This is a genomic window from Micromonospora sp. NPDC050784, assembly GCF_044456765.1.
GTDB lineage: Bacteria > Actinomycetota > Actinomycetes > Mycobacteriales > Micromonosporaceae > Micromonospora > Micromonospora foliorum.
In genome coordinates this window covers 21638-34750 of record NZ_JBITGG010000036.1, presented here as the reverse complement: position 1 = coordinate 34750, position 13113 = coordinate 21638, and the positions used below count along the sequence as shown (strand labels likewise).

The window sequence follows — 13113 nt, the reverse complement described above, 5'->3', positions numbered from 1 at the left end:
GCGGGTTTACCGGGGGGGGGCCCCCCCCGGCGTGCGCCACCCCCCCGCCCGGTGTGCGTCCTGCCCCCCGTTGGGGGGGGGGGGGGGGGGCGGGGCGCGGGGGGGGGGGGGGCCCGCCCCCCCCACGCCAGTTGGTGCGATGTCAGGAGTTGATCGGGGTCAACTGGTACGGCAGCTCACCGTCGGCCAGTTCCAGTTGCCGTTGGCCATGATCGTTAGTCCGAAGTTGTTGCCGTTGCCGTTCGGTGTCGCGGTGACGGTGCCGCTGGTGCCGCTGACGGAGGCGTTCCAGCTGTTCTGAACGCTCTGGCCACCGCCGAGGCCGAGGCTGACGACCCAGTTGTTGGTGCCGCTGACCGCGACGTTGAGGTTGAACCGGTCACCCCACTGCTGGCCGGCGGTGATCGTCGCGTTGCAGTTTCCGGTCCCCGGATTGCCGGTGGGGGGCGGGGTGGTCGGGTTGCCGCCGCCGCTGCCCTCCCGGACGGTGATGTCGGAGCTTCCGCTGCTCTGGTACCCCTCGGTGGCCATGATCTGGTAGCTGTGGTTGGTGCCGAGGTTCAAGCCGGCGCGGGCCCAGGCGTCGAAGTGGTTGGCGGTGGTGATGGTGCCACTCGAACGCTTCTGCTGGCGGACGCTCCAGAACTGGTAGAACGTCTGGTTGCCGTCGATCGACGGGGCGTTGACCCGCTGGCTGCGGAGGATGTCGTAGGTGCCCCCGTCGGTGGTGACCGTACCCATCCGGGTGGCGCCGCTGCTGGGGTTGTAGCTGCCGAAGTTCTCCACCACGTAGTACTCGATCAGCGGGTTGCGCGTCCATCCGTACAGGGCGAGGTAGGTGTTGTTGTTGCCCGGGTTGTAGCTGCCCGAGTAGGTGACCGTCCGTCGGTTGCCGGTGGCCCAACCCTTGCCGCCGACCCAGTTGTTGGTGCTCCTGTCCCAACTGCTGGTGTACCGGCCGTCGGCGCGCAGCGTCATGCTGGCGTTGCCGCTGTCCTTCCAGAACGAGAAGAAGTAGCCGTTGTGGGTGCCGGTGAGGTTCGAGGTGAGGGTCCGGTCGGCCTCGGCGTACGCGTTGGTGGCGGTCATCGTGCCGGTGACGGCCAGGACGGCGGCGCATGCGGCGCCAAGGAGCAACCGCATGCGGCCGCGCCTTCTCGGTGCGGTGTGGCTGGTGTCGGTCATGGAACTGTTGCCTCCTCTGACGGCTGGCGGGGGCCAGCGGCGCGGTACGCCTCGGCAGGCTGCCGGTGGTCGGTAGCGGCCACGGCGTCGTACCGCTCGGTGGTGGTGGGCCGGTCGTCCTGCACGACGACTGGAGAAGTGGGTCGTGGTGGCTGGTGCTGACGACAATTGAGCGCCGTCGATGGCGACCGTATTAACCCGGCCGTCGACTTGTCAACAATTCTCGGAAACAGGGTGGCAACGTCGCTGTCGCCGCCGAGCGGCATCCATCCAGGTCAGTAGTCGATCAGAGGTCAGGGCGGTCACCGCGGAGTCTCGATGCCGGATCACGCTCCGAGGGGATGGCGCCGAAAGTTCCGGAGACTTTCCGGACCAGGCGCGCCGACGGTGGCACCCGGTACGAGGGCAGCGGCTCCCGGCGTGACCGGTCAGCGACGCCCGAGGGAGTTGAGCCGGGCGGCCTGGCGGGTCAGGTGGTCGCGTTCGGCGAGGTTGGTGGCCTGCTGCGCGGCCTCGGTGTACAGCCGCGCCGCCCTCGCCAGGTCGCCGTCGCGCTCGTGCAGGTACGCCGCCACCGCCGTGTACCGGGGCAGCGCGTCGTCCACCGTCGCGAGCGCCGCCAGGCCGGCCCGGGGGCCGTCGGCCGCACCGACCGCCACCGCGCGGTTGAGTCGGACGACCGGGTTGTCGGTCAGGCGCGCGAGTTCGTCGTACCACTCCACGATCTGCACCCAGTCGGTCTCGGCGGCGGTCGGCGCGTCCGCGTGCAGTGCCGCGATGGCGGCCTGGGCCTGGAACTCGCCCAGCTGGTCGCGGGCGAGGGCCGCCTGCAGGATCTCGACGCCCTCGGCGATCGACCGGGTGTCCCAGCGGCTGCGGTCCTGCTCGGCGAGCGGCACCAGGCTGCCGTCGGGCGCGGTCCGGGCGGCGCGCCGCGCGTGGTGCAACAGCATGAGGGCGAGCAGCCCCGCCACCTCGGGGTGGTCGATCGCGGCCGCGAGCTGCCGGGTGAGCCGGATGGCCTCGGCGGCGAGGTCCAGGTCGCCGGAGTAGCCCTCGTTGAAGACGAGGTAGAGGACGCGCAGCACGGTGGCGACTTCACCGGGTCGGTCGAACCGCAGCCCGGAGACGGTGCGCTTCGCCCGGCTGATGCGCTGCGCCATGGTCGCCTCGGGCACCAGGTAGGCGTGGGCGATCTGGCGGGTGGTCAGCCCGCCGACGGCGCGCAGTGTGAGCGCGACCGCGGACGACGGCGTCAGCGACGGGTGGGCGCACAGGAAGTAGAGCTGAAGCGTGTCGTCCACGGTGGGCGCCGGCCCGGACGCCGGCTCCTCGTCGACGAGATCCTCCCGCCGACGACGGGCGGCGTCGGACCGGGCCGCGTCGAGGAACCGCCGCCACGCCACCGTGGTCAGCCAGCCCTTTGGGTCGCGCGGCGGGTCGGCCGGCCAGACGCGGACCGCCTCGACCAGGGCGTCCTGCACGGCGTCCTCGGCCGCCGCGAAGTCGATTCCGCGGCGGACGAGGATCCCGAGGACGCTCGGCGTGAGGCTCCGCAGCAGCGTCTCGTCCATCGGAGTCGTCACTCCGTGATGGTGGGTGGCTCAATCAGGAACGGGCGCAGCTCCAGCCACTCGTGAATCGGCTTCCCGCCCGCCCCGGGGGCGGCCGACAGCTCCCCGGCCAGCTCGACGGCCCGGTCGTGGCTGTCGACGTCGATCACCATCCAGCCGGCGATGAGATCCTTGGTCTCGGCGAACGGGCCGTCGGTGACCGGAGGGCGGTCCTCGCCGTCGTACCGGACGAACGTCCCCTCCGGGGCGAGCGCCTGGGCGTCGACGAACTCGCCGGTGCCCTCGAGTCGAGCCGCGAAGTCGCGCATGTACTGCATGTGGCCCGAGATCTCCGCCGGCGTCCACTGGTCCATTGGCACGTCGTTCACCGCGGCCGGGGCGCCCCGGTAGTGCTTGAGCAGCAGGTACTTCGCCATCGTGATGCTCCTTGGTGCTGGCTGCGACCCATCGTGGTCACGTTCACACCGGGGACGAAGCCGGTGGGCTCTTCTCGACATGGCTGTCCGGTTTTTTTCCTCGCGCAGGTTAACCTCGGGTGAATCGTCCGCCGTTGGGGTAGCTCGGGCGGGGCAAAACTTGATTCGTTCCAAAATAGTGAGCTAGTGTTCGTACCCGTGATGTCCGACTTCGAGGCGCAGCTGCGGGCTGTCTCGTTGCGCGTGACCCGGCCCCGGTTGGCGGTGCTCGCGGCGCTGCGCGACCACCCGCACGTCGGCACCGACGCGGTGATCGAGCTGGTCCGCGCGGATCATCCCACGGTCTCCCACCAGGCGGTGTACGACGTGCTGCGCGTGCTCACCGAGGCCGGTCTGGTGCGGCGCATCCAGCCGGCCGGGGCGACCGCCCGCTACGAGTCCCGGGTCGCGGACAACCACCACCATGTCGTGTGCCGCTCCTGCGGCGCCATCGCCGACGTCGACTGCGCCGTCGGTCACGCCCCCTGTCTCACCGCCTCGGGCGACCACGGTTTCGTGGTCGACGAGGCGGAGGTCGTCTACTGGGGCACCTGCCCCGACTGCGCGACCGAACGCACGCCCCAGAGATCCGCAAGCTCGGAAGGAAGCACATGAGCGACACCCAGGACAACGGCCCCACCAGTGCGCAGGGCGTGGACCAGAAGGCAGCGGCCGGCTGCCCGGTCGCGCACGACTCGGTGACCGCGCACGGCAGCGAGAGTGAGAACCCGGCGATCGACTCGCCGACCCCGAAGACCGGCGGTCGTCCGCGCACCAACCGGGACTGGTGGCCCAACCAGCTCGACCTCTCGGTGCTGCACGCCCACTCCTCCAAGGGCAACCCGCTGGGCGAGAACTTCAGCTACGCCAGGGAGTTCGCAAAGCTCGACGTCGAGGCCCTCAAGCGCGACATCGTCGAGGTCCTCACCACCTCGCAGGACTGGTGGCCGGCCGACTTCGGCCACTACGGCGGCCTGATGATCCGGATGAGCTGGCACGCCGCCGGCACGTACCGCATCGAGGACGGCCGGGGCGGCGCCGGCGACGGTGGGCAGCGCTTCGCGCCGCTCAACAGCTGGCCGGACAACGCCAACCTGGACAAGGCCCGCCGGCTGCTCTGGCCGGTCAAGCAGAAGTACGGCCAGAAGGTCTCCTGGGCCGACCTGCTCGTCCTCGCCGGCAACGTCGCCCTGGAGTCGATGGGCTTCAAGACCTTCGGCTTCGGCTTCGGTCGCGAGGACGTCTGGGAGCCCGAGGAGATCTTCTGGGGTCCGGAGGACACCTGGCTGGGCGACGAGCGCTACGCCTCCGAGAAGGAGATGGCGGCCGGCGTCGGCTCGACCGAGATGGGGCTGATCTACGTCAACCCGGAGGGCCCGCGCGGTAACGCGGACCCGGCCGCGGCGGCGCACTTCATCCGCGAGACCTTCGGCCGGATGGCGATGAACGACGAGGAGACGGTCGCCCTCATCGCCGGTGGTCACACCTTCGGTAAGACCCACGGTGCCGGCGTCGCCGACAACCACGTGGGCCCGGAGCCCGAGGGCGCCCCGCTGGAGGCGCAGGGCCTGGGCTGGCTGAGCACCCACGGCAGCGGCAAGGGCGCCGACACGATCACCAGCGGTCTCGAGGTGACGTGGACCGACGTGCCGACGCAGTGGAGCAACCGCTTCTTCGAGATCCTCTTCGGCTACGAGTGGGAGCTCACCACCAGCCCCGGTGGCGCGAAGCAGTGGGTCGCCAAGGACGCCGAGGCGATCATCCCGGACCCGTTCGACCCGGCGAAGAAGTACAAGCCGACGATGCTCACGACTGACCTGTCGCTGCGCGTCGACCCGGCGTACGAGAAGATCTCCCGCCGCTTCCTGGAGAACCCCGACCAGTTCGCGCTGGCCTTCGCCAAGGCGTGGTACAAGCTGCTGCACCGCGACATGGGCCCGATCGAGCGCTTCCTCGGGCCGTGGGTGGCCGAGCCGCAGCTGTGGCAGGACCCGGTGCCGGCCGTCGACCACGAGCTGGTGGGCGACGCCGACATCGCCGCCCTCAAGGCGAAGGTCCTGGAGTCCGGTCTCACGGTCGACCAGCTGGTCTCCACCGCCTGGGCCTCGGCCGCGAGCTTCCGGCACACCGACAAGCGCGGCGGCGCCAACGGGGCGCGCATTCGCCTCGAGCCGCAGCGCAGCTGGGAGGTCAACCAGCCCGAGCAGCTGGCCACCGTCCTGACCGCCCTCGAGGGCATCCAGCAGGAGTTCAACTCGGCCGGCGGGGCGACCATCTCGCTCGCCGACCTGATCGTGCTGGCCGGTTCGGCCGCCGTCGAGAAGGCGGCGCGGGACGCAGGCGTCGAGGTGACCGTGCCGTTCCGGCCGGGCCGCACCGACGCGACCCAGGAGCAGACCGACACCGACTCCTTCCGGGTCCTGGAGCCGCGCGCCGACGGTTTCCGCAACTACCTGCGCGCCGGCGAGAAGACCCAGCCGGAGGTGCTGCTCGTCGACCGTGCCTACATGCTCAACCTGACCGCGCCCGAGATGACCGTCCTCATCGGCGGTCTGCGCTCCCTCGGCGCCAACGTCGGCGGCAGCCAGCACGGTGTGCTCACCGACCGGCCGGGCGTGCTCACCAACGACTTCTTCGCCAACCTGCTCTCCCCGGGCACCCGGTGGAGCGCGTCGAAGTCCGACGAGCACGTGTACGAGATCCGCGACCTGGCCACCGATGAGGTGAAGTGGACCGCCACCGCGGTCGACCTCATCTTCGGGTCCAACTCGCAGCTGCGGGCCCTCGCGGAGGTCTACGCCAGCCAGGACGCCCGCGACAAGTTCGTGGCCGACTTCGTGGCCGCCTGGACCAAGGTCATGGAGCTCGACCGGTTCGATCTCGTCTGACAGGCACCACCGACGAGCCCCGGCCGATCCACGTGATCGGTCGGGGCTCGTCGCCCTTCGCGTGCCGTTCGACGCGGCACCGGCGCCGTCCACCTCGATGCCACTCTGGTGGTATTCCCTTCGCAACGAATCCCATGGATGATTTTTTTGTCTCATTGATCAGCTGGCGGACGGGCCCATCCATGGCAAGGTGTTGATCTGCCCGGGCGGCGGGCGCTGACCTAGTCACGCAGGGAGTCAACGTGGGCCATCCCAACCTGCAGGCCGAGGAAGTGGACCAGCACGCCGGGAGCCGGACGATTCCCCGGCAGCGGGTCGTCCCCGGCGGGCCGGCCAGCGCCGATGGCACCGCCTGGCGTCCACTGCGGATCGCGATGATCGGCCAGAAGGGGATGCCGGCGACCTACGGCGGGATCGAACGGCACGTGGAGGAGATGGCCAGCCGGCTCGCCAGCTACGGGCACGAGGTCACCGTCTACTGCCGCCGCAGCTACGGCGAGACCCCCGCTGACGGCTACCGGGGCGTACGGCTGCGCCAGACCCACACGATCGCGAGCAAACACCTCGACGCCATCGTGCATGCGGCGACCTCGACCGTGGCGGCGATGACCGCGCGGCCCGACATCGTGCACTACCACGGGCTGGGGCCGGCCCTGGTCGCCCCGCTCCCGCGCGCCCTGTCCCGGGCGCGTGTGGTGTTGACCGTGCACGGGCTGGACAACCAGCGGGGCAAGTGGGGGTTCGCCGCGCGGGCGGTGCTGGGCAGCGCGCACTGGTTCAGCGGCTACGTGCCACACCAGCGGGTGGCGGTCTCCCGGGGGCTCGCCGCCCACTACGGCACCCGGTTCGGCCGCCCGACGACCTACATCCCGAACGGTGTGAACCCGGCCCGGCCGGTGCGGGCCGGCCAGATCCAGGACCGGTTCGGGCTGACTCCGGGCGGCTACCTGCTGCTGGTCGGTCGACTGGTCCCGGAGAAAGCGGCCGACCTGCTGATCCGGGCCTTCCGCCGCACCGAGACCCCGATGCGCCTGGCGATCGTCGGCGGGTCGTCGTTCACCGACGACTTCGTGGACCGGCTGCGTCGTGAAGCCGGCGCGGACGACCGGATCGTCTTCACCGGGTTCGCCTACGGCGACCTGCTCGCCGAGCTGTACTCCGGCGCCGCCGGCTTCGTCCAACCGTCCCGGTTGGAGGGACTGCCGTTGACGTTGCTGGAGGCGGCCGCGTACGGGCTGCCGGTGGTCGCGAGCGACATCGCGCCGCACGTCGAGGTGCTGAAGTCCGACGCCGCCGGAGGGCGGTTGTTCCGAGACGGCGACGAGGACGACCTGGTCCGGGCGCTGACGTCGCTGCTCGCGGACCTGCCAGCTGAACGGGCCGGCGCCGTGGCGCTGGGCGAGCGGATCACCGGCAGGTACAGCTGGGACACCGCCGCCCGCGAGTTGGAGCGGCTCTACCTCCGGCTGGCCCCGGCGCCGGGCCGACGGACCAGGGCACGATCCGCCCGGGCCCCCGACTGACCGGACGGCGTTCGCTCAGGCAGCGTCGGATCAGCCCCGCGGAGGACGGCCCAGTCGGTGCAACGGCCCCTTCTGCCGTCGGGGTGACAGGGCTAGATTGAACCGATCTTGTGCCGGGAGGACATCGGTTGGCCGCGCCCGGCAGCGGCCGGGCAGCGCCGATTCAGTTCAGTGGGATCAGTGGAACAACACACGCAGCAGGTCACTCCGCTCATGGCCAGGCGGCTCGACCCGACCCGCCTCCTCACCGGCGGCGCGGCGCTGGCCGCCGCGGTCGTGGCGGTGGTCGCCGGTGTCTCCATGGCGGCCGGTGACCGTAGGGGCATGGTGCTGCCGCTCGCGGCCGTCGCGGGGATCGCGGTGGCCGTCCTCGCACTGACCCGGTTCGCCGGGTACGTGCTGCTGATGCTCGCGGTGCGCTCCTGCGTCGACCTGTTCAAGCTGACCGGCCCGAGCGCCGGCCAGGCCGACTCCGCCGGATCGGCCCGGGCGGTGGACCCCTCCACACTGCTCGCGGTGCTGTTCCTCCTCGCCGCAGGGCTCTGGCTGGCCGCACAGCTCAGCCGGCACGGGCGCCTGCGCGGTTCCGCGCTCAGCTGGGCCATGCTGCTCGTCGGGGCTAGCAGCGTGGTCAGCGCCCTCGGTGCCAGCCGGCCGGCGAACAGCCTGTTGGAGGCGCTGCGGATCCTCACCGTGGTGGTGATGTTCGTGGTGCTGGAACAGCTCATGCCGGACACCGCGGCGATCCGTCGGGTCCTGCTCGCCTGCTACGCCTCGCTGGTGCTGGCGCTGGGCTACACCGTCGTCCTGTCGCTGCTGGGCAACCCGCCGGCCGAGGTGAAGGGCGACTTCACCCGGATCAGCGGCACGTTCAGCCAGTCGACCACGTTCGGCCGCTACCTGATGTTCATGGTGATCTTCGGGTTCGCGGTGTACCGCTTCCTGGGTCGCCGACAGCGGGCGTCGCTCGGCGTGCTGCTCGCGCTCTCGCTGCTGTTCCTGCTGCTCACCAACACCCGCAGCGCCCTGCTCGGCGCGGCGATCGGCCTGGTGGTGGTCGCGGCGCTGCATCGCAGCAGGCGGATGCTTGTCACCCTCTGCGTGGTGGCGGTCGCCGGGGTGGCCCTGGTACCCGCCGTCGGCGAACGCTTCGCCCAACTCGGCACGTCGCGCGCGGTCGGCGGAGACCCGACCGGAAACACCCTGGCGTGGCGGATCGGCTACTGGACCGAGATCGTCACGCTCGCCGACCGGAACCCGGTGACCGGCATCGGGCCGAACATGACCCAGCGCGAGACCGACGAGGCGAAGAAGCCGCACAACGACTTCCTGCGCGCGTACGTGGAGACCGGGCTGCTCGGTCTCGGGGCGTACCTGCTGATGCTGTTCACCTTCCTGCACACCGCGCGGAGGGCGCTGCGGCGCGCGCCTCCGGGCAGCTTCGAGCGTGGCGTCGCGGTCGGGTTCACCGGCTGCGCCGCCGCGTTCGTGGCGGTCAGCGCCGCCTCCAACGTCATTTCCAACGTGGTCACCCTCTGGTACTTCGTCGCGTTCGCCGCGGCGGCCAGTGTGATCGCCCGCCAACCGGCTCCGAACCTGACCGGCGAGCAGCCACGAGGCACGTCCGTCCCGGTTTGACTGAACGACAGCATTGGGGAAAAAGTGGAGATCGTCGACTACCTGCGGGTCGCCCGACGGCGCCTCTGGGTACTCGTGGGGGTGCCGGTGCTCGCCACCGGCGCCGCGGCCGCCATCGTCCTGTTCGCGCCACAGCAGTTCAGCGGGACCGCGTACGTGGCGGCGCCGGCGCTGGTCGGCGGTGCGGCCGGAACGCAGTACACAGGTACGCAGGCGGCGAACCAGTTCGTCGCGGCGTTCGGCGCGGCGGTGACCTCGCCCCGCGTCCTCGCCGACGTGGCCGGTGACACCGGGGTGCCGCCGGAGCGGCTGCGCGACGGGCTCGCCGTCACCCAGGTCGGCGCGAGCAGCCAGTTGGAGGTGACGTACACCGCCGGTGACCGGGCGAAGATCGCGCCGGTGCTGACCGCGACCACCACCCGGTCGCTGGCCTTCCTCTTCTCCTCCCAGGTCGGCATCGCCACCGGCGAGGTCGAGGCGGCCAACGCCGACGTCACCGCGGCGACCAGGGCGATCGGGGAGTGGGAGAGGACCAACAAGGTCTCCCAGCCGGACCGGATCTACCAGGCGACGCTGGGCGAGCTGACCAGCCTGCGCCAGCAGCAGCTCTCCATGCAGGCGGTCGGCAACAGCCGCGGTGTCGACGCGGCGACAGCCGCGATCACCGCGGCCCAGAAGAAGCTCGACCAGCTGGGGCCGAAGCTCCCCGACTACCAGGCCCTGCTCGCCCAGCGGGACGCGGCGACCAACGCCCTGTCCCAGGCGCGGGAGGGGTTGCAGGCGGCGCGGGCGCAGGCCCAGGCCGCCGATCCGAAGCAGGTGACAAGCATCGGCGAGGCGCACGAGGTGAGCCGGATGACCGAGCTGGTGCGTACCGCCCTGCCGGTGGGCGGCGCCGGTCTGCTGCTCGGCGTGCTGCTGGTGGGCGTACTCGAACTGCTCTCCCGGGGTCGTGCCGCCACCCGGCCGGCGGCGGCGACCGCCGCGGCCCCTCCGGTGCCGGCGGAGACCATGACCGCGGCCCGGCCGTGACCACCCGGGAAGGGGCCGCCGGGTGCGCGAGGTGACCGACCAGCCGCCGGCCGCGCCGGAGGCCGGCGACCAGCAGGTACGCGGCATGGCCCGCGGCGGTGTGCTGAACCTGGGCAGCGCCGTGCTCAGCCAGGTGGCGCTTTACCTGGTCATGCTGTTGCTGGCCCGGGCCCTGGGTGTACGCGAACTCGGCCGGTACGCCCAGGTCTACGCCGTGCTGTCGCTGCTGGGGCTGCTCTCGCTCTCCGGTTTCCGGGCCGGGCTGACCCGGTTCGTGGCGGTGCACCTCGCCGACGACGAGCCGGCCGCCCTCCGGGGCGCGATCCGGCTCGGGCTCGGCATCTCGGCCGTGGCGTCCACAGTGATCGCCCTCGGTCTGGCGGTCGGCGCGCCGTGGCTCGCCGACGCCCTGCACGACCCGCAGCTCACCACCGGACTGCGGTTGGCGGCGCTCTGCCTGCCCGCCTCGACCGTCTGCGAGGCCGCGCTCGCGGCCACCCGGGGGTGGCGCACGCAACGGGCCTATGCGCTCATCGGCCAGGTCTACGAGCCGGCCGCCCGGCTGGTGCTCACCGCGCTGGCGATCGCCCTCGGGGCGGGCCTGACCGGCGCGTTCTGGGCGCTGGTGGCGGCGAGTTGGAGCGCGGCCGGGTTGGCCCTCGTGGCGCTCGTCCGAATGGTGCGCCGGGTGCCCGCCGCCCGACCCGCGTACCGGCCCGGCGAGCTGTTCCGGTTCTCCACGGTCAGCTGGGTCTCCTCGTTGTCGTCCACCGGGCTGATCTGGGTGGACGCGCTACTACTCGGCTTCTTCGACTACGGTCCCGACGCGATCGGCGTCTACCACGTGGCGACCCGGCTGGTCACGATCGCGGTGTTCGTGTTGGCTCCGGTCAACGCCTCGTTCGGTCCGCACCTGGCGCACCTCTACCACCAGGGTCGACTGGACGAGGTACGCCGGATCTACCGGGTCGCCACCGGTTGGGTGCTCCGGCTGTCGCTGCCGGCCTTCGTGGCGTTGCTGGTCTTTCCGGAGCAGTTGCTGCGGCTGGTCGGCGGGCCGGGTCTGGCCGGCGGCGCGGCGGTGACGGTGGTGCTGGCGCTCGGCCAGCTCGTCAATGCCGCGACCGGGCCCTGCGGGACGCTGCTGAACATGTCCGGCCGGGTCTCGGTGAACATGGTGGACAACCTCGCCGCCCTGCTGCTCAACGTCCTGCTCAACCTCTGGCTCATCCCGGCGTACGGCATTCTCGGCGCGGCGGTGGCCTGGGCGGTCTCGCTGGCGGCGGTGAACATCGCCCGGGTCTGGCAGGTGCGCGCGCAGGTGCACACCGTGCCGGTGACGGCGGGCATGGTGAAGGGCCTGGTCGCCGCGCTGGTCGCGATGGGCGTCGGGTTCGCCGTGCGGTGGCTGGTCGGAGGCGGGACCGCGCAGCTCGTTGTCGGTCTGGCCGCGATCGTGGCGACGTACCTCGCCGCGGTGCTCGCCCTCGGGCTCAGTCGGGAGGACGTCATGGTGTTGCGCGCGGTGACCCGCCGTGGCGGTCGACGTGCCGCCGACGGCAGCGCCGATGCCGTCGTGGGCAGCGGAGTCCGCTCGTGACCGGCGTCGCACGGCGTCAGGTCACCGACCGGCTGCGCCGGGGGGTACGGGCGGCACGGGCCTGGGGGCGCGCCGCCCGGCCGGGAGAGCCAGGTCCGCTGCCCGACTTCCTGGTGATCGGTGGGCAGCGCTGCGGCACCACGTCGCTGTACCACCACCTCGCCGCGCATCCCCGGGTCCGGGTGGCCAGCGGCAAGGAGTTGCAGTACTTCAGCGTCCACCACGCTCGGGGGGAGCGGTGGTACCGGGGGCACTTCCCGCACCTCGCCCCGGGCGAGCGTACGTTCGAGGCGAGTCCCTACTACCTGTTCCACCCGAGCGTGCCGGCCCGGGTCGCGGCGACCCTGCCGCAGGCCCGCTTCGTCGTCCTGCTGCGCGATCCGGTGCAGCGGGCCTACTCGCACTACCTGCACACCCGCTCGTACGGCTTGGAGCCGCTGTCCTTCGCCGACGCGCTCGACGCGGAGGAGGAGCGGCTGGCGCGGGCAACGCGCGGTGGCCCGGACAGCGCCGCCGCGCACCGGGCGTTGCGTAACTACTCGTACGCGGCCCGGGGTCGCTATGCCGAGCAGCTGGACCGGTGGTTCGCGCACGTCCCCCGGCAGCGGATCCACGTCGCCCGGACCGAAGACCTACACACCGACCCGGCCGGCACGTACGGCGACATGCTGCGCTTCCTCGGCCTGCCGGCCTTCACCCCCGAAACGTTCACCCGGCACACCCGTCGCGTCGACCACGGCGTCTCGCAGCTGACCCCGGCTCTGCGCGAGCGTCTCGGCGCGCACTTCGCGCCGCACAACGCCCGCCTGACCGCCCTGCTCGACTGGCCCGAACCCTGGCCCGGCTAGGGCACGGCGGTCACCGCCCGTCACCGCCGCCGAGGACGGGCACGGCAATGAGCGGTATACCTCAGAGACATATTTATACCTCTGAGGTAGGCCAGCGTGATGCCGTGCGCAGATGCCAAGTATTCGTAGGAGTGGCGCAGGTATTCCCGTGCTGAAGACCCGGCACCGCTGCTCCACGGCGTATCCGACCTGAACCTCGAAACTGCACGGCCGGGACGTTCGCGGCCGGCTGGCGGTGGTCAGGCAGGAATCGGGTGCGCCCGACCCGGACCGGGCACCTGCCTGACGGGTTTGCCCCTGGCGAGGGTAGGGGTAACTCCCAACCCGACTCGGAGGTAGCAGGATCGAGCAAGATCCAGCAACCGTGGAA

10 protein-coding genes are annotated in these 13113 nt (G+C 71.5%); 7 read left to right on the top strand and 3 right to left on the bottom strand.

Translation table 11 applies throughout. The features are described from left to right. Positions 1–159 precede the first annotated feature (159 nt). The 3 genes from ACIBD9_RS31595 to ACIBD9_RS31585 form a co-directional block, all read right to left on the bottom strand. Positions 160–1185 carry a glycoside hydrolase family 11 protein gene (locus ACIBD9_RS31595; RefSeq protein WP_396723150.1) on the bottom strand — a complete coding sequence of 342 codons (1026 nt, stop codon included), beginning with the start codon at positions 1183–1185 and terminating at the stop codon, positions 160–162. A gap of 428 nt (positions 1186–1613) precedes the next feature. Next, a complete protein-coding gene (locus tag ACIBD9_RS31590; RefSeq protein ID WP_396723152.1) occupies positions 1614–2759 on the bottom strand; it encodes an RNA polymerase sigma factor in 1146 nt (381 codons plus the stop codon). A gap of 8 nt (positions 2760–2767) precedes the next feature. Beyond that, positions 2768–3175 (bottom strand): YciI family protein, encoded by a 408-nt coding sequence (locus tag ACIBD9_RS31585; protein WP_396723147.1) that lies wholly within the window; start codon positions 3173–3175, stop codon positions 2768–2770. A 198-nt stretch (positions 3176–3373) separates the two neighbouring features. Here ACIBD9_RS31585 and ACIBD9_RS31580 point away from each other — a divergent pair, with 198 nt between their 5' ends. From ACIBD9_RS31580 to ACIBD9_RS31550, 7 genes are all read left to right on the top strand, one after another. Next, a complete protein-coding gene (locus tag ACIBD9_RS31580; RefSeq protein ID WP_387174738.1) occupies positions 3374–3829 on the top strand; it encodes a Fur family transcriptional regulator in 456 nt (151 codons plus the stop codon). Next, positions 3826–6102: a catalase/peroxidase HPI gene (gene katG, locus ACIBD9_RS31575; protein WP_396723145.1), complete on the top strand. Its 2277-nt coding sequence runs from the start codon at positions 3826–3828 to the stop codon at positions 6100–6102. Before ACIBD9_RS31580 ends, katG begins: the two co-directional genes overlap by 4 nt. Positions 6103–6344: 242 nt before the next feature. Beyond that, positions 6345–7625 (top strand): glycosyltransferase family 4 protein, encoded by a 1281-nt coding sequence (locus tag ACIBD9_RS31570; protein ID WP_396723143.1) that lies wholly within the window; start codon positions 6345–6347, stop codon positions 7623–7625. A gap of 180 nt (positions 7626–7805) precedes the next feature. Further along, positions 7806–9263, top strand: a complete 1458-nt coding sequence (locus ACIBD9_RS31565) for an O-antigen ligase family protein (protein ID WP_396723141.1) — start codon at positions 7806–7808, stop codon at positions 9261–9263. A 24-nt stretch (positions 9264–9287) separates the two neighbouring features. After that, complete coding sequence (locus ACIBD9_RS31560) at positions 9288–10295, top strand: Wzz/FepE/Etk N-terminal domain-containing protein (protein ID WP_396723139.1); 1008 nt, start codon at positions 9288–9290, stop codon at positions 10293–10295. A 22-nt stretch (positions 10296–10317) separates the two neighbouring features. Beyond that, on the top strand, positions 10318–11895 hold the full coding sequence (locus ACIBD9_RS31555) for a flippase (protein WP_396723138.1): 1578 nt from the start codon (positions 10318–10320) through the stop codon (positions 11893–11895). After that, positions 11892–12743 carry a sulfotransferase family protein gene (locus ACIBD9_RS31550; protein ID WP_396723136.1) on the top strand — a complete coding sequence of 284 codons (852 nt, stop codon included), beginning with the start codon at positions 11892–11894 and terminating at the stop codon, positions 12741–12743. The genes ACIBD9_RS31555 and ACIBD9_RS31550 overlap by 4 nt, the downstream gene beginning before the upstream one ends. Positions 12744–13113: the final 370 nt, after the last annotated feature.